Raw genomic sequence first — 21,304 nt, 5'->3', positions numbered from 1 at the left:
GCTTAAAACTACAGCTTTCCGCTGTAATGATACGCGACATACTTCAAAAGTTTGAGCTGGCGCCGCCAACGGGTCGGTTGTGATAGCAAGCGATACAGCCATTCCAGACCAAACTTACGCCATACTGCCGGTGCGCGCAGCACATGACCAGTAAACACGTCATAAGTGCCACCGACGCCCATATACAAGGCATCCGGATAAACCTGACGACAATCGCGCATAAACAGCTCTTGTTTCGGCGAGCCCATCGCTACCGTGACCAACTTGGCTCCACTGGCACGAATTTGCTCGAACAAATCGGGAGTCTGCTCGGCGGTGAAGTATCCGTTCTGGCTGCCGACAATATTAACCTGCCATTGCTGACGCAGTTTATCTTCCACTTCACTTAAGACATCTTGGCGGCCACCAACCAAAAACACCGGTAACCCTTGGCGACCAGCCTCTTCCATCAAGGCTTCCCACAGCTCACAACCTGGGATGCGTTGCAGTTTCGGGCTGTCTGGGTATTTACGGCGGATAGAGTTAACGATACTGACGCCATCGGCGTACTTGTATTCAGCCGCATCCAACAGAGCTTTCAGTGCCGGAGACTCTTCAGCGGTCATCACTTTTTCCGCATTGATCGCCACCAGAGTACCGGTTTTGGTGTCGTGCGGCGTCAGCAGGTGTGCGACAAACTGCGCCATGTCGGCAAAACCCCAGATCTGCAAACCGCGCAGGGTGTACTTAGGAATATCACTCATGTTCTTGCACCTTCAACCGCCGGCGGATCAAGCCGCAGGCTTCAAACAGCCAATACAGTAACTTGGCCAGTAACAGACACAGCCCGAAAATAATCGAGAAAAACGCCATCCGTGACACAAAAGAATCAAGCCCTTCGCGCACCAGCACGATCAGGGTAAACACGTTGCCAAAGCTGTACGCCAACAAAATCGCCGCTTTATAGCGATTGGTTTCTTGCATGCCGCTGTGATACAGCCAGTCCAGCCATTTGATCAGCAAACCGACAATCACCGCGCCAATCGGGATAAACAGCACGCCGCCCATGATCACCAACGAGCCAATCAGGGTTGGCGAAATGGCTAAGCCGGCAAAGTACTCGAGCACATCCCAAGTAAAGTAGTTAGCGGTATTCACCACCAAGCTTGGGCGATCCGGCCACAGCGAGGACGGAATAAAGACATAGAAGTCGCGGATAATCGGGGCCAGCCCCTGAAAATCAATCTTGTGATAGTTTTCCAGCAGCAGCGCCAAGTTCTCCCACGGCGAAAAGGTATCGCGCGTGAGGTACAAGAAGGTGTAAAACGCCTCCGAGCCGCTCACATCCAAGCTGTAACGCTTTAACGCCAGCCAGAACATGCCGACCACACTGGCCGCGCCCGCAGCAATCAGCATCGGTAAGGTGATATAACCGCGGATAATGCCGATGAACAAAAACAGCGCAAAAGCGATGATGATGTTGGCTCGCGTACCGCCAACAATCACATAAGTCAAAATCCCGAATGCCACAGTAGTGACTAAAAACATCAGCCACCCTTTGGTGTCCTGACGCAGGAAATAGACCACCAACATTGCCGGGATAAAGAAGTAGAAGAAGCGCTTAAGCGCCACCGCCGACACATCCTTGGAGAAAATCTGGCTGTAGCTTTGCAACTTGAACAGCAAAAAGCCGTTTTGCAGGAAGAAGATCCCCACCGTGACCACGGCCACCAGCATCAGCAAAATCCAAGTCAGGTTGGTTTCCACCCGATTCATGCTTAACACCGGACGCTGACGCTGACGGCGAACAATCCGCGTCTTGTACACCACGTAATACAAGGCATAGAAAGCGGTCGAGGCCAGCATGGCGTACATCAGGTACTCCGGCGGCTCGGTCTGCACATCAAAGCGAAAGCTCAGAATGCAGGTAAACGGAAAGCCAAAGTAAAACGTCAGCAGGTAGATCAAGGTGAAAAAGATATTGAAGTTAAAGCGCTCACGACGAAATTCGTGATAGCCCAATGTCAGGATCAGCGCCAATGACAGCAGGTAAACGACCAGCAGGCCAGAAAAATCAGTCAGGGTCATGCGCCGGCTCCTCGGTCTGCAGATGCAATAGCGTCACCGCCGGCCTGCTGCAGCGCTTGCTGCCAGCCCGCAAGGTAATTCGGTTTAAAAAAGGCAATCTGGCTACGATCGAGCGCGCCCAGTTGGGCCTGCGCCTGGCACACACGTGCCACATCCAGCGGCTCACCGCTGAGCAGCACCGGCACCCCTTGCTCACGCAAATCCACGCAGAATGGGTTTTGCTCACTGAGCACAAACGGCACGCCAAACTGGATCAGTAAACACAAGGTGCCAATCCCCTGCTGGCGGGCAAACAGGAAATAGCCCAGATCGCACTGCGCCAGCAGTGTCAGATAGCGGTCAAACGGAATTTGCTCAGTAAGCAGCTCCACCTGTCCATGCGGATACAGTTGCTGCGCGACCTCGGCAATCTGCGCGATATAGGCTTCATTATGCGCCGGATAGCCTAGAGGAATTTGCACTTTCACCTTGTCACCAAAGGTGGCGTGAATTTCACGCAGTGCTTCAATGTGGCGGTTAGAGCGATCGCCCGAGTTACCGAGCAAAATGGTGAGCGGCTGCGCAGGGTCATGTTGACGGACCCCACCGGTCAGCGCCGGATCCATTTTGGTCGGAAAATAAAGACGCTGCGTAGCACAATGCGGATGACGCTGAGCGAAGTACTGCAAATCGCCTTGCGTGGCAAACACGCGGCCAATACGCCCCTGCGCCGGACGGCGCAGATGATAGAACAGCTTGAATTTCCAGCTCTGCGCATCCTCATACAGATCCGCGCCCCAGATATGCCAGCTGACTTGTTGCTTTCGGATTTTTCCCGTCAGCAACGCCAGCCATAACCACGGGTTAAATTGGCCATGCAGGAAAAAGCGCTGCGCCGGGTCACGAGCCGCCAGCGTCACCGCACGTGCTAGACTCTTTTTGTCGGCAAAGCAGTGCAGCCGGAGCGCCGGATAACGCGCGGCCAGCTCCGGCTCGTTACTGACCACGTAAAACTCACGGGTCAGCGCCGGTTGCTGTAATGCCGGCGTCAGCACCTCGGCAAAAAAGGTGAGCACCGTATGGTTATGATGCGGGATCTCAGATCCCAGAACATGGATTAAGGCTGTCATGCACGCTTTCGATAAATGAGGAACGCCCCAACACAGAGGCAAAAATACACAATGTAAGTCAGCATATAGGCCTGCGCCGCACCCAGCGCACCCTCGCGCGGGATCAACCAGTGCGCCAGCCCCGTTAACAGGGCAAACTGGCTCACTTCAGCTAACAAGTAATAGCGTAATGCCGCTTTGGCTACGACCAGATAACCAAAGACATACGCGCCGACTTTGAACACATCGCCGGTCAGCTGCCAGGCAAACAGATCGCGCATCGGCCGAAACTCGGGCGAGAACAACAGCCAGATTGCCACATCACGCAGTAGATAAACGGCAAAACTGACCGTGGCAACCGCAGGCAACACAAAGCGCAGGGTGCGGCCAATCTCGCGCACAATCTCATCGCGCTGCTGTAAGCGCGACAGAGTCGGCAGCAGGTATACCGAGAACGAGGCGGTAATAAACTGCAGATAGGCATCCGAGATTTTACTCACCCCTTGCCACATCCCGACCGAATCCCAGCCATAATCGGTGGCCAGACTATTTCGCAGCATCACGTAAGCGGCGGGCAAGGTGACCGAGGTGATCACCACCATCAGGGTAAACTTCAGCAGCTGACGAGCCAGCGGCTTATCCCACAGCGGACGCAAGTCGGCAAAACGAATGTTGTTGCGCTTTTTAATCACCACTGCGGCAGGCAGCACCGTGATGGCAGGCACTAACGCCATCCCGGCTAAAGCGCCGGCATAGCCGCCTAACCAGAAACACAGACAGTACGCCACCACACCAATTACGCTACCGGCAATCAGCGCCAACGCATTGCCCATCGCGTCGCGCTGGCCTTTGAGGATCGCCAGCAGCAAGTTGGCGTAGGCAATCCCCATTTGAATCAAGCCCACCGCGCGGATCACCGGCACAAAATCGGGGTGATCGAATAAAGCGCGGCTAATCGGGCCGGCACCGAGTACAAACACCAGTGCCAACAGCGATGAGGAGAGTAAGGTGATCGCCGAGGCCGTGCCCAATAAGCTGCGCAGTCGCGCGGGCTCTTGGTGAAACTCGGCCACGTACTTGGTCACGCCATTAAAAATACCGGCGCCGGACAATACGCCCAGCACCGTCACCATGGTCATGAAGTTACCGGCCTGGCCAACCCCTTGCGGGCCGAACGATACGGCCAGTAACTTGACCACTAACAGCCCGACCCCAATCTTGACCAGGGTCGAGGCTGCGGTCCATACCGAAGCTTTAGCTAACGACATAATCAGGCGAAAAAGTTCAGCATCGTCTGGATCACGGTACGCTGCGTCAACTCATCCATGTTGTAGAACAGCGGCAAACGCACCAAACGCTCGCTTTCCGCCGTTGTGAACTGATCCGCGCCATGCATCACACCGAATTTCTCGCCCGCCGGGCAAGCATGCAGTGGGATATAGTGGAACACGGTCATGATTTCAGCTTCTTTCATAAAGCTGATAAAGGCGCTGCGATCATCGATATCACGCAGTTTGATATAGAACATGTGTGCGTTGTGGGCGCAGTCAGCAGGATGGCTTGGCAACTCGATACGTCCAGCCTCTGCCAGCGGCGTTAAGGCATCAAAATAGGTCTGCCACAGCTTCAAGCGACGCTGATTGATACGCTCAGAGGCTTCCAACTGCGACCACAGATAAGCCGCCTGCAGATCGGACATCAAATAGCTCGAACCGATGTCGCGCCACGTGTATTTGTCTACCTGACCACGGAAGAATTGACTGCGGTTGGTACCTTTCTCACGAATAATTTCAGCCCGCTCAATCAGCGCCGGATCATTGATGAGAGTCGCGCCACCTTCACCGCCTGCGGTGTAGTTTTTGGTTTCATGGAAGCTGTAGCAACCAATGTGACCGATGGTGCCCAGCGCACGCCCTTTGTAGGTCGACATCACGCCTTGCGCCGCATCTTCGACAACCCACAGGTCATATTTTTCAGCCAGCGCCATGATGGTATCCATCTCGCACGCCACACCGGCATAGTGCACCGGCACAATCGCCTTAGTACGCTCGGTGATGGCCGCTTCAATCTTGCGCTCATCGATATTCATGGTATCGGGACGCAGATCGACAAACACTACCTTGGCACCACGCAGCACGAAAGCATTGGCAGTCGACACAAAGGTGAAACTTGGCATGATCACCTCATCCCCCGGCTGGATATCCAGCAGGATGGCGGCCATCTCCAGTGAGGCTGTACAGGACGGGGTCAGCAACACTTTGGCGCTGCCAAAATGCTGCTCCATCCACTGCTGACAGCGGCGAGTAAAGGCGCCGTCACCACACAGCTTACCGCTGCCCATGGCAGCCTGCATATACTCCAACTCCGTGCCGACAACCGGCGGGGCATTAAATGGGATCATGCTTATCACCTGTAAAACCAATACGCAGTGTCGGTTATAACGGCACCGCTGCGAATATAAAGACGTAAGGCCGCCACATTACCGGTTTGTGTTGCCACTCGCAGAGTAGAAATCCCTTGCGTCTGGCACCAGTTTTGCGCTGCCCACATCAACTGTTGGCCCACACCACGCCCAGCACAAGTAGGTATCGCGGCTAAAAGGCCGATCCGAGCCTGTTGCTGGCCCAGATCGCGCAGGGTTACAAACCCCAGAATCTGTTCATCCTGCTCAATCAGCAGGCATTGATGATCGAACGTGCCACGGATCGCTTTTTCGATCCATTCAGCATAAAAACGGCCACTGTCGCTAGGCTGATACCAAGGCGCGCGAAAACGGCTATGAGCAAAGGTCTGCGCCGCCGCACTGCGCAGCAGCGCAATGTCAGTCTCAGTGGCGACGCGGCAGCGCCAACCACTCGGCAGCGCTTGCACCGGTAAGGAAGCAGGCAAGCTCAGCGCCAGATCCACTTCGCCTTCCGCCAACTGAAAGCCCAAGCGAGCCAATCCATCGGCCAGATCCAGACGCGCCGCCGGTACTTTGGCTTGTACCAGTGCATACGGCTGTAAATCTGCCGCTTGCACCGGCGCGGCCAGCTCATCCCACACCAATTTGGCACTGGAGAGTGCGAAAAAGGCGCTTTCCCAGCCTAATGGCTCAATATTGGCGTGGACGGACATGCAGCAAGGTCTTCAGATATTGACCGTAACCGGTCTTAGCTTGTGCCTGTGCGGCAGCAGCCACTTGTTCGTCACTCAGCCAACCATTGCGCCAAGCGATTTCTTCCAAGCACGCTACTTTGAAGCCCTGACGTTTTTCCACTGTCTGCACAAAGGTGCTGGCTTCAATCAGGCTGTCATGAGTGCCGGTATCTAACCACGCAAAACCACGGCCCAGCAATTCCACCTTGAGCTGTCCTTTTTGCAGGTACATCTCGTTTAAGGTAGTGATTTCCAGCTCGCCGCGGTGCGATGGTTTGACCTGCTTGGCCAACTCAACCACTTGGTTGTCGTAGAAATACAGGCCGGTTACCGCCCAATTAGATTTGGGTTGAGCCGGTTTTTCTTCGATCGACAGTGCATTGAAGTCGTCATCAAACTCCACTACTCCGAAGCGCTCCGGATCCATCACCTGATAGCCAAACACTGTTGCGCCACTGGTACGCGACGCCACCACTTTCAGCTTGTCACTGAAATATTGGCCAAAGAAGATGTTATCCCCCAGCACTAAGCACACACTGTCATCACCGATGAACTCTTCACCGATAATAAACGCCTGCGCCAGACCATCCGGACTAGGCTGGATGGCATACTGCAGGTTAATGCCAAAGTCGCTACCGTCACCCAGCAAACGCTGAAACGCGGGCTGATCATCGGGTGTAGTGATAATCAGGATGTCACGGATCCCGCTGAGCATCAGTACTGACAGCGGGTAGTAAATCATGGGTTTATCATACACCGGCAGCATCTGCTTAGAGACGCCGCGGGTGAGCGGATACAGGCGAGTACCGGAGCCACCCGCCAGAATAATACCTTTCATGCTCAGGCTCCTAAGCCAAGGCGCTCACCGGCATACGAGCCGTCTTGCACTCGGCGCCACCAAGTTTCATTTTCCAGATACCAGATCACAGTTTTGCGGATCCCGCTTTCGAACGTCTCTTGCGGCACCCAACCCAGATCATGGGCGATCTTCGAGGCATCGATCGCATAGCGCAGATCATGGCCTGGACGATCCGCCACATAAGTGATCAGATCGCGATAGTGCGCCACACCGGCCGGCTTGTTTGGCACCAGCTCTTCCAACAGGTCACACAGGGTGTGTACCACGTCGATATTCTTGCGCTCGTTGTGACCACCAATGTTATAGGTCTCACCGACCGCGCCTTCCGTTGCCACTTTCACCAGCGCACGAGCATGATCTTCCACGTACAGCCAATCACGGATCTGCTCCCCCTTGCCATACACTGGCAATGGCTTACCGGCTAATGCATTTAAAATCATCAGCGGGATCAACTTTTCTGGGAAATGGAAAGGACCGTAGTTATTCGAGCAGTTGGTGATCAGCGTTGGCAAACCGTAGGTTCGACGCCACGCGCGGACCAGATGATCACTGGACGCTTTAGAGGCCGAATACGGGCTGCTTGGGGCGTACGGCGTGGTTTCAGTAAACAGCGAATCAGGACCTTCCAGATCGCCATACACCTCATCGGTGGAGATATGGTGGAAACGAAACGCCGCTTTCGCCTGTGGCTCCAGCGCATTCCAATAGTTACGCGCCGCTTCCAGCAGGGTATAGGTACCGATAATGTTGGTTTCGATAAACGCTGCCGGACCATCAATCGAGCGATCGACATGGCTTTCCGCCGCCAGATGCATCACCACATCTGGGCGATATTGAGCAAAAATACGCTCCATCGCGCTGCGATCGCAGATGTCTGCCTGCTCGAACTGATAGCGCGGGCTATCGCTGACACTGTTCAGTGACTCCAGATTGCCGGCATAGGTCAGCTTATCCAGATTGACCACGTGATACGGAGTATCTTGGATAATGTGGCGTACTACCGCCGAACCGATAAAACCTGCACCACCGGTTACCAGAATCGTTTTCACCGCCATACCCCCTTGGTATCCACTACCCAGCTCTGCGTCACTTGAGCAGGAGAAATGGCCTTGAACTGCTGATGGTCGACCAACAGCACCAATACATCGGCCTGCGCCAGCGCCTGCTCGGTCGACACCAACTCAACTTTGCCGTGCAGCTTTTTCGGCAGCTCATGCACGTTTGGCTCCACCGCCAATACCTGACCGGCATGCCAATCGGCGATCAGCTGGGTAATTTCCATCGCAGGGCTTTCACGCAGGTCATCGATATCCGGCTTAAATGCCAGTCCCAGACACGCAACCTTCACATCTTGCGCACGCTTACCGGTCGCGGTCAGGCACTCGGCTACCGCCAGTTTGGTTTTTTCCACCACCCAATGCGGCTTGCCGTCATTCACTTCACGCGCCACACGAATGAGGCGCGCCTCTTCTGGGTTTTGCGCCACGATAAACCATGGGTCAACCGCGATGCAGTGGCCGCCAACACCCGGTCCTGGCAGCAGGATATTCACGCGCGGATGGCGGTTAGCCAGACGGATCAGCTCCCATACGTTGATGCCTTGCTTATCACAGATCAGCGACAGCTCATTGGCAAACGCGATGTTGACATCACGGAAGCTGTTTTCAGTCAGCTTACACATCTCGGCGGTACGGGAGTTGGTGATCACGCACTCCCCTTTTACAAAGGTCTTGTACAGACTCGCGGCACGCTCAGAGCAGCGCGGAGTCATCCCGCCAATCACGCGGTCGTTTTGAATCAGCTCCACCATCACTTTGCCTGGCAGTACGCGCTCAGGGCAGTAGGCGATATTCACATCGGCCGCTTCACCGGCTTGTGGCGGGAAGCTTAAATCGCTGCGCGCATCCATCAGCCACTGCGCCATTTGCTCAGTCGCAGTCACTGGAGAGGTGGATTCCAAGATCACCAAATCGCCTTTTTTCAGCACCGGCGCAATCGACTTGGCTGCCGCTTCGACATAGGCCAGATCCGGCTCGTAATCACCTTTGAACGGCGTAGGCACCGCAATTAAAAACGCATCCGCTGGTTGTGGCTGGGTGCTAGCGCGCAGGAAACCACCCTCCACGGCGGCTTTCACTGCCAGATCCAAATCCGGCTCCACAATGTGAATTTTGCCCTGATTGATGGTATCAACGGCGTGCTGATTGATATCAATACCGATCACCTTTTTCTGGGCAGACGCGAATGCTGCCGCCGTTGGCAGACCGATATATCCCAAACCGATAACTGAAATGGTGTCAAAGCTCATGACTGGTCACCTGAATTAATCTTCAATGCTTCAAGAATTTGCGCGCAAGCCTGCCCGTTACCGTACGGGTTATGAGCACGGCTCATGCGGTGGTATTCATCATGGTCGGTCAGCAGACGTGATACTTCGCTGACGATCGTTTCAACTTTTGTCCCCACCAAACGCACCGTGCCGGCATCTACCGCTTCCGGGCGTTCGGTCGTATCCCGCAGCACCAATACCGGCTTGCCCAGTGACGGCGCTTCTTCTTGAATCCCACCGGAGTCGGTCAGGATCAGATAAGCACGGTTCATCAGGTAGACAAACGGCAAGTAATCTTGCGGGTCAATCAGGATCACGTTGTCGATGCCACGCAAAATGCGGTTCACCGGCTCACGGACATTCGGGTTTAGGTGCATCGGATAGAGAATTTGCGCCTCTGGATGCTGACGCGCAATCTCGGCCAGCGCATTACAGATCCGCTCAAATCCACCGCCAAAACTTTCACGGCGATGACCGGTGACCAGAATCAGTTTCTTATCGTCTTGCAAGAACGGATAACGCGCTTCGATGCTGGCCAGCAGCGCGGTATCTTGCTGCAGCTTATTGCGTACCCAAAACAGGGCATCAATCACCGTATTGCCGGTGACGAAAATATGCGCATCGGGAATATGCTCTTGCAGCAGGTTGTGACGCGAGGTTTCGGTCGGTGCAAAATGGAAACGGGCCAGATGGCCGGTCAGTTTACGGTTGCCCTCTTCCGGCCACGGTGAGTACAGGTTACCGGTACGCAGACCGGCTTCCACGTGCCCAACCGGAATTTGCTGATAAAACGCTGCCAAGCTGGCCGCCATCGTGGTGGTGGTATCACCATGCACCAACACCACATCTGGATTGAATTCGTTCAGTACCGGCTTCAGGCCTTCCAGAATACGACAGGTGATCTCGGTCAGGCCCTGACCGGGACGCATGATGTTGAGATCATAATCCGGTACGATCTCGAACAAGTGCAATACCTGATCCAGCATCTCGCGATGCTGCGCGGTGACACAAACTTTAGACTCAAACTCAGGATGTTGAGCCAGCGCGTGGACCAGCGGCGCCATTTTAATGGCTTCTGGACGGGTACCGAAAACGGTCAACACTTTCACAGCAATACTCTTTTGGTTGTCAGAGGATCTCACCACACACGTAGTCAAATCCGACATCAGGAGTACCGGACAACCGGCGCCCCTGCCTTCTTACGCAACAAATTAACGGGCAGCAATCCGCCGACCAATCGCAATCCCAGCACCGGTCATGCCACCAATCACACCCCACAGGATCAACAAGAACAGACGACGCGGCTTATCACGATTCACCGGCTCGACCGGAGTGCGCAGATAACGGAAGGTCTGAATATTCTGATCCAGTTTCGGTGCAATGGCTAACGCAGCCAGTACCGCTTTATTCTGGGCATAGTCCACATCGAAGTTAGCCGCTTGCATAGCTTCATCGGCGGTGGTTTTGCCATCTTGCTCACGTTGCAACAGCGCTTTATTCACTGACTCTTGACGCGAAACCAGTGCTTTCACGGATTGCAGCCGCGAAGCCCAACGGCCCGCCAAGTTAGCATCCAGCGCCGCCACCGCGCGCGCATTGGCAAACGCGATGTATTGCTTGAGTAAGTTGCTGGCATCAGCTGCAGTTTCCGCGCTCAAACGAATGCTGTCGAACGGGGTTTTCTTGTCATCTTTGGCCGTGAAGGTGATGTCGTTGATCAGATCATCGAGCAGTTGACCATCGGCACGTGCGTTGCCTTCAGTGCGGCTGCGGTAGTAATCGGTCTGCAACCAAAAATCACGACGGGTATCGTAGGAGCCCAGCTGCATGCGCAGCTCGTCATACGCTTCGTCTTGCACCGGTGGCAAGGTGACGTTGGCGGTATCCTGCACATCCAGTCCGCGCAGGAACTGCTGCTGCGCAAAATAGCTGCCCAGCTGCGTGGTCAATGGACGGTCGGTCATCGCGTTAGCGCTCCACTCCTCTTTCACCACATAGGAGTAAACCAACGCCAGCGCAGCAAACAGAACACCGGTACCGATGATCCACGCTTTACCTGACCACAAAATACGAAACAAGCCACGGATATCCAGTTCGTTATCCACAGTGCTATGTGTCTGTTCTGATACTTGCTTTATCACGGCGCTATAATCCTCGAATGGCGCAAAAACCCGTACACCTTAGAAATGCCGACCTACCCAGACTTTCAACCGGCGACGCATACGACGAACAAACCGGGTGGCAACCCACGCACGGCTGATACAGTATCCATAAACGATAAAGGTCACTAAAAACGCGGCCAACATCACCCACTCCGGCCAACCTAGCCACTCCCCCATGATGCCGAATGCTGCCAGTGCAGCAGCTAAACCCGTGATCAGCAAGAACGCTTGGCCGGAGGTAAAACCGGCGCGCATCACCATATGGTGAATATGCTGACGATCAGGGGAAAACGGGCTTTGACCCTTTTTAATGCGGCGATAGGTGATGGTGATCATGTCCATCAAGGGAATAGCGATCACCCACAACGCAGTGACCGGATTGAGCGGATGGCCTTGCCCTTGGGTACTTTGCAGCAACAACCACACCACGGTAAAACCAATCACGGTACTGCCGGCATCACCCATAAAGACTTTGAATTTGCGCCCCCACGGGATCCCGAGGTTAAGCAAAATATAGGGCAGCGTGGCGGCAATGATGGCAAAGCACCACAGCGCCAAATCGGGCTGCTTATCGAGGACAAACAAAACCCCAAGCGAGCCAAACGTCACGCAAGATAAGCCGCCCAGCAAGCCATCGATGCCGTCGACCATATTGAATGCATTGATCGCCGCCAACACCGCCAAGAGCGTCAGAACATAGCCGAATGGCCCTAGCACCAGCTCCCACGGACCAAAAATTTGGCCGAGACTGTTCAGATACAAGCCACCTGCGGTCATCATAATGATGGCGATAGTCGCCTGCACACAGGCGCGAATTTTTACGCTGATATCAAACCGGTCATCTAAAATACCGACCACCAGTAATACGCCAGCACACAACAGATATAAACCCGGCTGACGCAAATTATTCCAGTGCTGGATGAAAAAGAAGGCCATCCCAGCGAACACCGAAATACCGCCCACCAGCGGGATCAACCCATGGTGCAATTTACGGTAATTAGGTTTGTCCACCAGGCCAACTTTGCGTGCCACTTTGCGCGCGACAAACAGTGAAGCCAGTGAAAACAGAAATACAAAGAAAAGATCACTACTCATCATGAGCACGTCACTGCGAATAAAGTCCACCATCCATAGCCCTTGAGTGAGGTGCGCACCTGCACCCGATAAACTATTACTGCCATATAGACAAAAATGACGTTATGCCGCAATCATTCGGCCGGAATTACATCAGTTACTCCGCCAGCCTGAGAGCTTTTACCGCCCTTTGTCACAGGTCAGTCCATTCATATTACCGTGAATTTGAGCCGTGCGAAACGCGTCGCCGATCAGCGACAACCCCGTGTGCTAAAAGCAAAATTTGGCGACCAGAAAGCAAAAAAGCGTCGCCCGAAGGCGACGCTTTTTTCATGTAACGTGATCTTTATCAGACCGAATTATGAACGCTTCATCATGTCGAAGAATTCATCGTTGGTCTTGGTCATCGCCAGCTTGTTGATCAGGAACTCCATCGCATCAATCTCACCCATTGGGTGCAGGATTTTGCGCAGGATCCACATCTTTTGCAGCTCTTCTGACGAAGTCAGCAGCTCTTCACGGCGGGTACCGGAGCGGTTGTAATCAATGGCTGGGAACACACGCTTCTCGGCAATCTTACGCGCCAAGTGCAGTTCCATGTTACCGGTGCCTTTGAACTCTTCGTAGATCACTTCGTCCATCTTCGAGCCAGTATCAACCAGCGCGGTGGCAATAATGGTCAGGCTACCGCCCTCTTCCACGTTACGCGCCGCACCGAAGAAACGCTTCGGACGATGCAGGGCATTCGCATCCACACCACCGGTCAGGACTTTACCGGACGCTGGCACCACGGTGTTATAGGCACGGGCCAGACGGGTGATGGAATCGAGCAGGATCACCACATCTTTCTTGTGCTCAACCAGGCGCTTAGCCTTTTCAATCACCATCTCCGCCACTTGCACGTGACGGGAGGCTGGCTCATCAAAGGTGGACGCCACCACTTCACCGTTCACCAGACGCTGCATCTCAGTTACTTCTTCTGGACGCTCGTCAATCAGCAGCACCATCAGTACACAGTCTGGATGGTTAGCGGAAATGCTCTGGGCAATGTTTTGCAGCAGCATGGTCTTACCGGCTTTCGGTGGCGCCACAATCAGGGCACGCTGACCACAACCGATTGGCGACGCCAAATCCAGTACGCGGGCAGTTAAGTCTTCGGTAGAGCCATTACCACGCTCCATGCGCAAACGGCGATTAGCATGCAGTGGGGTTAAGTTTTCGAACAGGATCTTGTTGCGGGAGTTTTCCGGCTTGTCGTAGTTAACTTCGTTGACTTTCAGCAGGGCAAAATAGCGTTCGCCTTCTTTTGGCGGGCGGATTTTACCAGCAATGGTGTCACCTGTACGAAGATTGAAACGGCGGATTTGACTCGGGGAAACGTAGATATCATCAGGACCGGCAAGGTAGGAGCTGTCTGCGGATCGCAGGAAACCGAAACCATCCTGCAAAATCTCTAACACGCCATCACCAAAAATATCTTCACCGCTCTTGGCATGTTGTTTCAGGATGGCAAAGATAATGTCTTGTTTGCGCATCCGGGCCATATTTTCGAGGCCCATTGACTCCCCAAGCGCCACAAGCTCGGAGACAGGTGTATTTTTCAGTTCGGTAAGATTCATAACGATGGGTTCTTGATAGTGAACTCGGGGTAAGTCAATTACGATGATACTGGCGATACAAAGCATGCGGTGAGCACGCACCAGCTATCAGCAATAAGAAGAAAAGTTGCGTTTCAGCAGTAGGAATAAACTAGCATCAAATCAGAAATGCGTCTAGCGGTTGGTCAAATAAAATGCGCTGCCAACCGCTAAACGTGAGGCGTATTACAGGTGGGTGTCCAGGAACTCTTTCAGTTGAGTCTTAGACAGTGCGCCGACTTTGGTGGCGGCAACCGCACCGTTTTTAAACAGCAGCAGGGTCGGGATACCACGGATACCGTATTTTGGCGCCGTGTCGGTATTCTGATCGATGTTCAGTTTCGCTACCGTTACCTTACCTTGGTACTCAGTGGCGATCTCGTCCAGAATCGGGGCGATCATTTTGCAAGGACCACACCACTCTGCCCAGAAATCCACCAGTACCGGACCGGTTGCTTTGATTACATCGTTTTCAAAGCTGCTGTCGGTCAGCTGAACAATTTTATCGCTCATCTTCCACTCCCAAGTGTTATATCGCATTGTTGGTGTAACATTGACCAACAGTTGTTATTGACTTTATTTCAATGGATACGCTTTCGTAAAGCAAGAGTTAGCTGATATTCTATCACCTATGAGCAAAACACACTTAACTGAACAGAAATTCGCCGATTTCGGGTTGCATCCGGATGTCCTGCGTGCCTTGGCTCAGCAAGGGTTCCAATACTGCACACCAATCCAGGCGCTCGCACTGCCTTATTCTTTGGCAGGGCGTGACATCGCCGGTCAAGCTCAGACGGGTACAGGAAAAACCCTGGCTTTTCTGGCATCGACCTTCCACCACTTACTGACCCACCCAGCTGCCGCTGATCGTCAGATTAACCAACCACGGGCGCTGATCATGGCACCAACCCGTGAGCTGGCGATCCAGATCCACACCGATGCTGAGACCTTGGCGCAGTCCACCGGTTTACGCCTTGGTTTGGCGTATGGCGGCGACGGCTACGACAAGCAGCTCAAAACGCTGGAAGCTGGGGTTGATATCCTGATCGGTACCACCGGCCGGATTATCGATTACCAGAAACAGAATATTATCAACATGGGTGCCATTCAGGTGATGGTTCTGGATGAAGCCGATCGGATGTTCGATCTCGGTTTTATTAAGGATATCCGTTATCTGCTGCGCCGCATGCCAAAACCGGATCAGCGTCTCAATATGCTGTTCTCCGCCACCTTGTCATACCGCGTACGTGAGCTGGCTTTCGAGCACATGCACAATGCCGAGTATGTGGAAGTGGAGCCGGAGCAAAAAACCGGCCATCGGATCAAAGAAGAGCTGTTCTATCCGTCGAACGAAGACAAAATGCGCCTGCTGCAGACTCTACTGGAAGAAGAGTGGCCGGATCGGTGCATTATTTTCGCCAACACCAAGCATCGCTGTGAAGATATCTGGGGCCATCTGGCTGCCGATGGTCACCGCGTCGGTCTGCTGACCGGTGATGTGGCACAGAAAAAGCGCATGCGCATTCTGGATGACTTCACCCAAGGCAATCTGGACATTCTGGTGGCAACCGATGTGGCGGCCCGTGGCCTGCACATTCCAGCCGTGACCCATGTGTTCAACTATGACCTGCCGGACGACTGCGAAGATTACGTGCACCGTATTGGCCGTACCGGCCGCGCCGGTGCCAGCGGTAACTCAATCAGCTTCGCCTGTGAAGAGTACGCGCTGAATCTGCCGGCGATCGAAACCTATATCGAGCACAGCATTCCGGTCAGCAAATATGACCCGGATGCCCTGTTGCAAGAGCTGCCGGCACCGTTTCGCCTGCACCGTCAACACCGTCCTAACAACGGTCGTGGCGGCAATACCCAGCGTCGCCCGGGCAACCGTGGGCCGCGTAAACGTCATCCGGCCTGAGTTTGACTCTGTATGATGAGTGCTGTCTCGCCTTGTTATGCCGCCATCGATTTGGGCTCCAACAGCTTCCATATGCTGGTGGTGCGCGAGGTGGCGGGGACTATCCAGACCATCGCGCGCATCAAGCGTAAGGTGCGTCTGGCGGCCGGTTTAGATCAGGATAACCGCCTGTCAGCCGAAGCCATTGAGCGCGGTTGCCAGTGTCTGGCACTGTTTGCTGAGCGGCTACAAGATATTCCGCTGCAACACGTGCGGGTGGTCGCGACCGCGGCGCTGCGCAGTGCCTGTAACGCGGCGGAGTTTCTCGCCCCAGCAGAGCGCATTTTAGGTCACCCGATCGAGATCATTGCCGGTGAAGAAGAGGCGCGCCTGATTTATCAAGGCGTGGCGCACACCACCGGCGGCCCAGAGCAGCGTCTGGTGGTCGATATTGGCGGCGCCAGCACTGAGCTGATTGTCGGCGCTGGGGTGCAACCGCAGCAATTGGTCAGCCTGCACATGGGCTGCGTCACCTGGCTGGAGCGTTTTTTTGCCGATCGCCGTCTGTGCGCGCACAATTTTGCCGCCGCCGAAGCGGCCGCGCGTGACGTGCTAGCGCCGATTGCCGAACAATACCGCGCTGCGCGCTGGCAGATTTGTGTCGGCGCCTCCGGTACCGTGCAAGCCTTGCAAGAGATTATGCAAGCACAAGGGATGGATGAACACATTACCTTGTCCAAGCTGTATCAACTGCGCGAACAGGCGATCCAGTGCTATAAGCTGGAAGAGCTGGAAATTGATGGCCTGACCCTCGACCGCGCACTGGTCTTCCCGAGCGGTTTGTCGATCCTGATTGCCATCTTTGAAACCCTTTCTATCCGTGAAATGACCTTGTCGGGCGGCGCCCTGCGTGAAGGGTTGATCTACGGTATGCTCGGCTGCGTCGGCGAAGGTGATGTGCGGGCGCGCACCATGTGCGCCTTGCAGCAGCGTTACCAAATAGATACCGAACAAGCCTTGCGGGTGCGCAATACGGCCTGGCAATTGTTTGATCAAGTGGCCGATGACTGGCATTTGAGCCTGCTGAGCCGTGAGTTACTCGGCTATGTGGCCTTAGTGCACGAGATTGGGCTGGGTATCGACTACAAACGCGCCCATGAACACGCCGCCTATCTACTGGCAAACTCCGATGTGCCAGGGTTCACCCCAGCGCAACGTAAGTTGCTGGCCGCACTGCTGTTTAATCAGCGTGAGCAACCGGACTTAACCCGTCTGGCTGGGCAAAACGCCTTGTCAGTCAGCGATGCGCTGAAGCTGTGCCGTTTACTGCGCTTGGCGATTATTCTGGCCTCGCGTCGCCGTGACGACACCTTGCCACAAGTGCGGTTACAGGTAAGTGGTGAGCAATTGTGCCTGTATTTACCGGCCGGTTGGTTGCATCAGCATCCACTGCGCGCCGAAGATTTGCGTCAGGAAAGTCGCTGGATGAACAATCTGCATCTGCCGCTGTTACTGCCGGAAGATACGCATTTTAGCAGTGGCGCTTGCTCGCATTAAGCATCACGGTTATGAGTGCTTAGCCTTCACTGAACAGCACAACAGACGATAAAAAAGCGGCCGGTGGCCGCTTTTTTTGTCCGCAGAGATAGCTCGCGCAATTCGCCTCTTCGCGAACACGCACACCGCTACGCTTAGCGCTGCTCGTCACGCAGCCACTGGGCGGCTTGCTTAGCAAAGTAGGTCAAAATGCCATCGGCACCGGCCCGCTTGAAACACAGCAAGGATTCCATAATGGAATCGCGCTCTTTCAGCCAGCCGTTTTGGATTGCCGCCATGTGCATCGCGTACTCGCCGGAAACCTGATAGGCAAAGGTTGGCACGCCGAACTGATCTTTGACCCGCCGCACCACATCCAGATACGGCATGCCCGGTTTCACCATCACCATGTCCGCGCCTTCTTGCAGATCTTGCGCCACTTCCTGCAAGGCTTCGTTGCTGTTGGCCGGATCCATCTGGTAAGTCTTCTTGTTACCACCTTTGAGGTTACCGGATGAGCCGACTGCATCGCGGAACGGGCCGTAATAGCAAGAAGCATATTTGGCTGAATAAGCCATGATTTGGGTGTTCACAAACCCATTGGCTTCCAGCGCCTCACGAATCGCGCCGATACGGCCGTCCATCATGTCACTTGGGGCAATCACATCAACACCGGCCTCCGCTTGCGCCAGTGCTTGTTTCACCAGCACCTCGGTGGTGATGTCATTGAGCACGTAACCTTGCTCATCGATGATGCCATCCTGACCGTGTACGGTGTACGGGTCTAATGCCACATCGGTGATGATGCCAAGCTCGGGGTGACGCGCTTTCAGCGCCCGTACTGTTTCTTGTACCAGCCCTTGTGGGTTATAGGCCTCTTCCGCCAGCAGGGATTTTTTCTCCTGCCCGATCACCGGAAACAGGGCAATCGCCGGGATCCCCAATGCCACCAGCTCTGCGGCCTCTTCCAGCAATAAATCCAGCGACAAACGCTCAATCCCCGGCATGGACGATACCGCTTCACGGCGGTTTTCCCCTTCCAGAACAAACACCGGATAAATCAGATCGTCCACGCTCAAACGATGTTCGGCCACCAGACGGCGGCTAAAATCTTGATAGCGCCCCCGGCGCAGACGACGACCCGGGAATGAACCGGGAATATTGATACTCATGCTCTTTCTCCTTTCCTGTACACTCACGCCGTTAGCGGCAGCCGGAACAAGGTGGCTGCATTGCGGGTGGTTTGCCGGGCTAATGCGTGCGGACATTCGCCGCGTAACGCTGCCACGGTGGATACAATATGCGGCAGTATGCCAGGTTCGTTGCGGCGGGATTTCGGCTTAGGTTGCAGATCCCGCGGCAGTAAATAAGGGGCATCGGTTTCCAGTAGCAGACGCTCGGCAGGAATGCGTTGTACCTGCTGGCGTAACAGCTCGCCACGACGCTCATCGCACAGCCAACCCGTCACGCCGATGGATAACCCAAATTCCAGTGCGCTATCTAGGTCTTGGTCACTGCCGGTAAAACAGTGCAATACGCCACCACACAGCTGCGCACGATGCTCGCGCAGCAGGGCAAAAAACGGCTCAAACGCATCGCGGCAGTGCAAAAATAGGGGCAGTTGCACCTCGGCAGCCAAGGCCAATTGCGCCGCAAAGGCGGCCAGTTGCTGCGGCCGTGGAGAGAAGTCGCGATTAAAGTCCAACCCACACTCCCCGACCGCAACCACTTCTTCGTGCTGATATAAGGCGCGTAAGCGCTGCGCGCTCTGGGCATCCCAGGTTTTAGCATCATGTGGATGCACGCCCGCGGTACACCACACGCGTCCGGGCGCCAGCGCTGTCATCGCTAGTGCTTGCTCGCTCTCCGCCAGTGAGGTACCGGTCACTAACAGCCCCTGTAACCCCGCTTGCCAACTGCGCGCCAGCACTGCTTCGCGATCGCTAGCAAACTGACTGCTGGTTAAATTAACGCCGATATCAAACATTGCTTATCCTGCCCCCGCCATTGATGGCTGATGTCGTGTTCGCCCCATTGAAAGCGATAACGGTCAATACGATACCAATCAATGCGGTAAAAATGCCCGGTTGTAAAAAGGCCGTCGTGATGACGGCCTCATAGGGTTGCGCTGGCAGCGCGAATGATCTCGAAGCGCGACCGCCTCAATGGGAGGCATTAGCCTCTTCATCATCCGCCTCGCCTTCGGCGTCACGGCGCACGTAAAAACGTGAGCAGAACACCCCGAGTTCAAACAGCAAACACATCGGGATCGCCAGCAAGGTTTGGGAAAACACATCCGGCGGCGTCAGTAGCATTGCGACCACAAACACACCCACGATGATGTATGGCCGCTTCTTGCGCAGCTCATCGGCGGTGGTCACGCCGCTCCAACACAACAGGACAATGGCGACCGGAATTTCAAACGCCAAGCCAAAGGCCAAAAATAGCCCCATCACAAAATCGAGATAGCTGTTGATGTCGGTGGCGATAGTCACCCCTTCCGGCGCCGTTTTGGTAAAGAAACCAAAAATCAGCGGGAACACCACGTAATAGGCAAACACCATGCCCAGATAAAACAGCGCTGAGCTGGAAACCAGCAACGGCAGGATCAAGCGCCGCTCATGGCGATACAAGGCCGGCGCAATAAAGCCCCACACCTGATACAGCACCAAAGGTGCGGCCAAAAAGACCGATACCAGCAAAGTCAGTTTGATCGGGGCGATAAACGGTGAAGCCACTTCGGTGGCAATCATGCTGGCGCCATGCGGCATCCGCTCCACCAAGGGGGCGGACACCCACGCGTAGATATCGTTAGAGAACCACACCAGACAGAGGAAAATCACCAGAATACTGATGATGGCGCGCAGCAAACGGGTTCGCAACTCAATCAGGTGTGAGATTAAAGGCTGGGTATCTTCCACCGTCATGCCGGATCCCTCTTGTTATCACTCTGCAACGCAGGCTGAGCGGACGTAGACTTCGCTACCGCAGGCTCAACTGGTACCGGCTCAGCGGAGGTCAACGGTTCATGCAAACCGGCCACCAGCAGCGGATGGTCACCCTCGTCTTCTTCCTGCTCGGCCAACTCCGCGGCATTCGGTTGCAACGCGGCGCTCGCCATTGACGCAGGACTATCCGAAGTGGCCGTCGTCACATCGGCAGCCGTCGACGCCGTAGCGTCACTGGCCGTGGCCGACTCCGACGAAGCCGCGGTTGGGCTGTTGGCATACGGGCGCTGCACTGAGGCCGCCGCTTCTTTGAGCTCGCGCAGTGACGCATCGACCTCGGGAGCCAGATCCTTGAGGTTCATCTGCTCGGCTTTTTTCAGGTTCTCCTGCATCTCTTGCAGTTTGAGCTCCTGATTCAGTTCGTTCTGTACTGATGCCGCCATAGCACGGAAGGTACGTACCCAGCGCGCCACGGTGCGAACCGCGACCGGCAAGCGCTCAGGGCCGAGCACCACCAGACCGATCACCGCAATCAGTACCAGCTCCCAGAAACCGATATCAAACACGGC

General features: G+C 54.8%; 20 protein-coding genes. 2 read left to right on the top strand and 18 right to left on the bottom strand.

The genetic code is table 11. From position 1 onward, the window contains the following. Window positions 1–8: 8 nt before the first annotated feature. The 14 genes from wecG to trxA form a co-directional block, all read right to left on the bottom strand. On the bottom strand, window positions 9–743 hold the full coding sequence (gene wecG, locus LQ901_RS14030; protein ID WP_064978343.1) for a lipopolysaccharide N-acetylmannosaminouronosyltransferase: 735 nt from the start codon (window positions 741–743) through the stop codon (window positions 9–11). Continuing rightward, on the bottom strand, window positions 736–2,067 hold the full coding sequence (gene wzyE / locus LQ901_RS14025; protein ID WP_010863071.1) for an ECA oligosaccharide polymerase: 1,332 nt from the start codon (window positions 2,065–2,067) through the stop codon (window positions 736–738). The genes wecG and wzyE overlap by 8 nt, the downstream gene beginning before the upstream one ends. After that, entirely contained in the window at window positions 2,064–3,176 is a 1,113-nt protein-coding gene (locus LQ901_RS14020; protein WP_064978344.1) for a TDP-N-acetylfucosamine:lipid II N-acetylfucosaminyltransferase, read from the bottom strand. Before LQ901_RS14020 ends, wzyE begins: the two co-directional genes overlap by 4 nt. Then, window positions 3,173–4,423 (bottom strand): lipid III flippase WzxE, encoded by a 1,251-nt coding sequence (wzxE, locus tag LQ901_RS14015; RefSeq protein ID WP_064978345.1) that lies wholly within the window; start codon window positions 4,421–4,423, stop codon window positions 3,173–3,175. Before wzxE ends, LQ901_RS14020 begins: the two co-directional genes overlap by 4 nt. A 2-nt stretch (window positions 4,424–4,425) precedes the next feature. Continuing rightward, a complete protein-coding gene (gene rffA / locus LQ901_RS14010; protein ID WP_233672347.1) occupies window positions 4,426–5,556 on the bottom strand; it encodes a dTDP-4-amino-4,6-dideoxygalactose transaminase in 1,131 nt (376 codons plus the stop codon). A gap of 5 nt (window positions 5,557–5,561) precedes the next feature. Continuing rightward, on the bottom strand, window positions 5,562–6,272 hold the full coding sequence (gene rffC, locus LQ901_RS14005; protein WP_064978346.1) for a dTDP-4-amino-4,6-dideoxy-D-galactose acyltransferase: 711 nt from the start codon (window positions 6,270–6,272) through the stop codon (window positions 5,562–5,564). Next, window positions 6,250–7,131, bottom strand: a complete 882-nt coding sequence (gene rfbA / locus LQ901_RS14000; RefSeq protein ID WP_064978347.1) for a glucose-1-phosphate thymidylyltransferase RfbA — start codon at window positions 7,129–7,131, stop codon at window positions 6,250–6,252. Before rfbA ends, rffC begins: the two co-directional genes overlap by 23 nt. A gap of 2 nt (window positions 7,132–7,133) precedes the next feature. Further along, window positions 7,134–8,207, bottom strand: a complete 1,074-nt coding sequence (gene rffG, locus LQ901_RS13995; RefSeq protein WP_177323824.1) for a dTDP-glucose 4,6-dehydratase — start codon at window positions 8,205–8,207, stop codon at window positions 7,134–7,136. After that, window positions 8,198–9,460: a UDP-N-acetyl-D-mannosamine dehydrogenase gene (gene wecC, locus LQ901_RS13990; RefSeq protein WP_064978348.1), complete on the bottom strand. Its 1,263-nt coding sequence runs from the start codon at window positions 9,458–9,460 to the stop codon at window positions 8,198–8,200. Before wecC ends, rffG begins: the two co-directional genes overlap by 10 nt. After that, the gene (gene wecB, locus LQ901_RS13985; RefSeq protein WP_010863063.1) at window positions 9,457–10,590 is read right to left on the bottom strand and encodes a non-hydrolyzing UDP-N-acetylglucosamine 2-epimerase; all 1,134 of its coding nucleotides are present in this window, start codon (window positions 10,588–10,590) and stop codon (window positions 9,457–9,459) included. The genes wecC and wecB overlap by 4 nt, the downstream gene beginning before the upstream one ends. A gap of 102 nt (window positions 10,591–10,692) precedes the next feature. Further along, window positions 10,693–11,622 (bottom strand): Wzz/FepE/Etk N-terminal domain-containing protein, encoded by a 930-nt coding sequence (locus LQ901_RS13980; protein WP_010863062.1) that lies wholly within the window; start codon window positions 11,620–11,622, stop codon window positions 10,693–10,695. Between the two features lie 39 nt (window positions 11,623–11,661). After that, window positions 11,662–12,738, bottom strand: a complete 1,077-nt coding sequence (gene wecA / locus LQ901_RS13975) for a UDP-N-acetylglucosamine--undecaprenyl-phosphate N-acetylglucosaminephosphotransferase (protein WP_047709227.1) — start codon at window positions 12,736–12,738, stop codon at window positions 11,662–11,664. Between the two features lie 338 nt (window positions 12,739–13,076). After that, the gene (rho, locus tag LQ901_RS13970) at window positions 13,077–14,336 is read right to left on the bottom strand and encodes a transcription termination factor Rho (RefSeq protein WP_010863060.1); all 1,260 of its coding nucleotides are present in this window, start codon (window positions 14,334–14,336) and stop codon (window positions 13,077–13,079) included. 204 nt (window positions 14,337–14,540) lie between these two features. After that, window positions 14,541–14,867 carry a thioredoxin TrxA gene (trxA, locus tag LQ901_RS13965; protein ID WP_010863059.1) on the bottom strand — a complete coding sequence of 109 codons (327 nt, stop codon included), beginning with the start codon at window positions 14,865–14,867 and terminating at the stop codon, window positions 14,541–14,543. 118 nt (window positions 14,868–14,985) lie between these two features. On the opposite strand from trxA, the gene rhlB reads away from it, so the two are divergent. Both rhlB and ppx read left to right on the top strand, forming a co-directional pair. After that, on the top strand, window positions 14,986–16,272 hold the full coding sequence (gene rhlB, locus LQ901_RS13960) for an ATP-dependent RNA helicase RhlB (RefSeq protein ID WP_233672346.1): 1,287 nt from the start codon (window positions 14,986–14,988) through the stop codon (window positions 16,270–16,272). A 12-nt stretch (window positions 16,273–16,284) separates the two neighbouring features. Further along, window positions 16,285–17,808, top strand: coding sequence for an exopolyphosphatase (ppx, locus tag LQ901_RS13955; protein WP_233672345.1), 1,524 nt, complete (start codon window positions 16,285–16,287; stop codon window positions 17,806–17,808). Between the two features lie 134 nt (window positions 17,809–17,942). Here the strand turns inward: ppx and hemB are convergent, their stop codons facing one another. From hemB to tatB, 4 genes are all read right to left on the bottom strand, one after another. Further along, window positions 17,943–18,959, bottom strand: a complete 1,017-nt coding sequence (gene hemB, locus LQ901_RS13950; protein ID WP_233672344.1) for a porphobilinogen synthase — start codon at window positions 18,957–18,959, stop codon at window positions 17,943–17,945. A 23-nt stretch (window positions 18,960–18,982) separates the two neighbouring features. After that, complete coding sequence (locus tag LQ901_RS13945) at window positions 18,983–19,774, bottom strand: TatD family hydrolase (RefSeq protein WP_233672343.1); 792 nt, start codon at window positions 19,772–19,774, stop codon at window positions 18,983–18,985. 175 nt (window positions 19,775–19,949) lie between these two features. Continuing rightward, the gene (gene tatC / locus LQ901_RS13940; protein ID WP_039045231.1) at window positions 19,950–20,714 is read right to left on the bottom strand and encodes a Sec-independent protein translocase subunit TatC; all 765 of its coding nucleotides are present in this window, start codon (window positions 20,712–20,714) and stop codon (window positions 19,950–19,952) included. After that, window positions 20,711–21,301, bottom strand: a complete 591-nt coding sequence (gene tatB / locus LQ901_RS13935; RefSeq protein WP_233672342.1) for a Sec-independent protein translocase protein TatB — start codon at window positions 21,299–21,301, stop codon at window positions 20,711–20,713. Before tatB ends, tatC begins: the two co-directional genes overlap by 4 nt. Window positions 21,302–21,304: the final 3 nt, after the last annotated feature.

Source organism: Plesiomonas sp. PI-19 (genome assembly GCF_021368255.1).
GTDB classification, from domain to species: domain Bacteria; phylum Pseudomonadota; class Gammaproteobacteria; order Enterobacterales; family CAMTGL01; genus Plesiomonas; species Plesiomonas shigelloides.
Note: the sequence above shows the minus strand (reverse complement) of the source record. Positions and strands in the feature narration are given on the sequence as shown.

Excerpts from the sequence above, each read along its gene's own strand:
- wecG (WP_064978343.1), bottom strand. The coding sequence starts at position 743 with ATGAGTGATATTCCTAAGTACACCCTGCGCGGTTTGCAGATCTGGGGT.
- wecC (WP_064978348.1), bottom strand. The coding sequence starts at position 9,460 with ATGAGCTTTGACACCATTTCAGTTATCGGTTTGGGATATATCGGTCTG.
- tatC (WP_039045231.1), bottom strand. The coding sequence starts at position 20,714 with ATGACGGTGGAAGATACCCAGCCTTTAATCTCACACCTGATTGAGTTG.
- rffA (WP_233672347.1), bottom strand. The coding sequence starts at position 5,556 with ATGATCCCATTTAATGCCCCGCCGGTTGTCGGCACGGAGTTGGAGTAT.
- wzxE (WP_064978345.1), bottom strand. The coding sequence starts at position 4,423 with ATGTCGTTAGCTAAAGCTTCGGTATGGACCGCAGCCTCGACCCTGGTC.
- hemB (WP_233672344.1), bottom strand. The coding sequence starts at position 18,959 with ATGAGTATCAATATTCCCGGTTCATTCCCGGGTCGTCGTCTGCGCCGG.
- wecA (WP_047709227.1), bottom strand. The coding sequence starts at position 12,738 with ATGAGTAGTGATCTTTTCTTTGTATTTCTGTTTTCACTGGCTTCACTG.
- rffG (WP_177323824.1), bottom strand. The coding sequence starts at position 8,207 with ATGGCGGTGAAAACGATTCTGGTAACCGGTGGTGCAGGTTTTATCGGT.
- rfbA (WP_064978347.1), bottom strand. The coding sequence starts at position 7,131 with ATGAAAGGTATTATTCTGGCGGGTGGCTCCGGTACTCGCCTGTATCCG.
- LQ901_RS13945 (WP_233672343.1), bottom strand. The coding sequence starts at position 19,774 with ATGTTTGATATCGGCGTTAATTTAACCAGCAGTCAGTTTGCTAGCGAT.
- ppx (WP_233672345.1), top strand. The coding sequence starts at position 16,285 with ATGATGAGTGCTGTCTCGCCTTGTTATGCCGCCATCGATTTGGGCTCC.
- rho (WP_010863060.1), bottom strand. The coding sequence starts at position 14,336 with ATGAATCTTACCGAACTGAAAAATACACCTGTCTCCGAGCTTGTGGCG.
- trxA (WP_010863059.1), bottom strand. The coding sequence starts at position 14,867 with ATGAGCGATAAAATTGTTCAGCTGACCGACAGCAGCTTTGAAAACGAT.
- LQ901_RS14020 (WP_064978344.1), bottom strand. The coding sequence starts at position 3,176 with ATGACAGCCTTAATCCATGTTCTGGGATCTGAGATCCCGCATCATAAC.
- wzyE (WP_010863071.1), bottom strand. The coding sequence starts at position 2,067 with ATGACCCTGACTGATTTTTCTGGCCTGCTGGTCGTTTACCTGCTGTCA.
- rffC (WP_064978346.1), bottom strand. The coding sequence starts at position 6,272 with ATGTCCGTCCACGCCAATATTGAGCCATTAGGCTGGGAAAGCGCCTTT.
- rhlB (WP_233672346.1), top strand. The coding sequence starts at position 14,986 with ATGAGCAAAACACACTTAACTGAACAGAAATTCGCCGATTTCGGGTTG.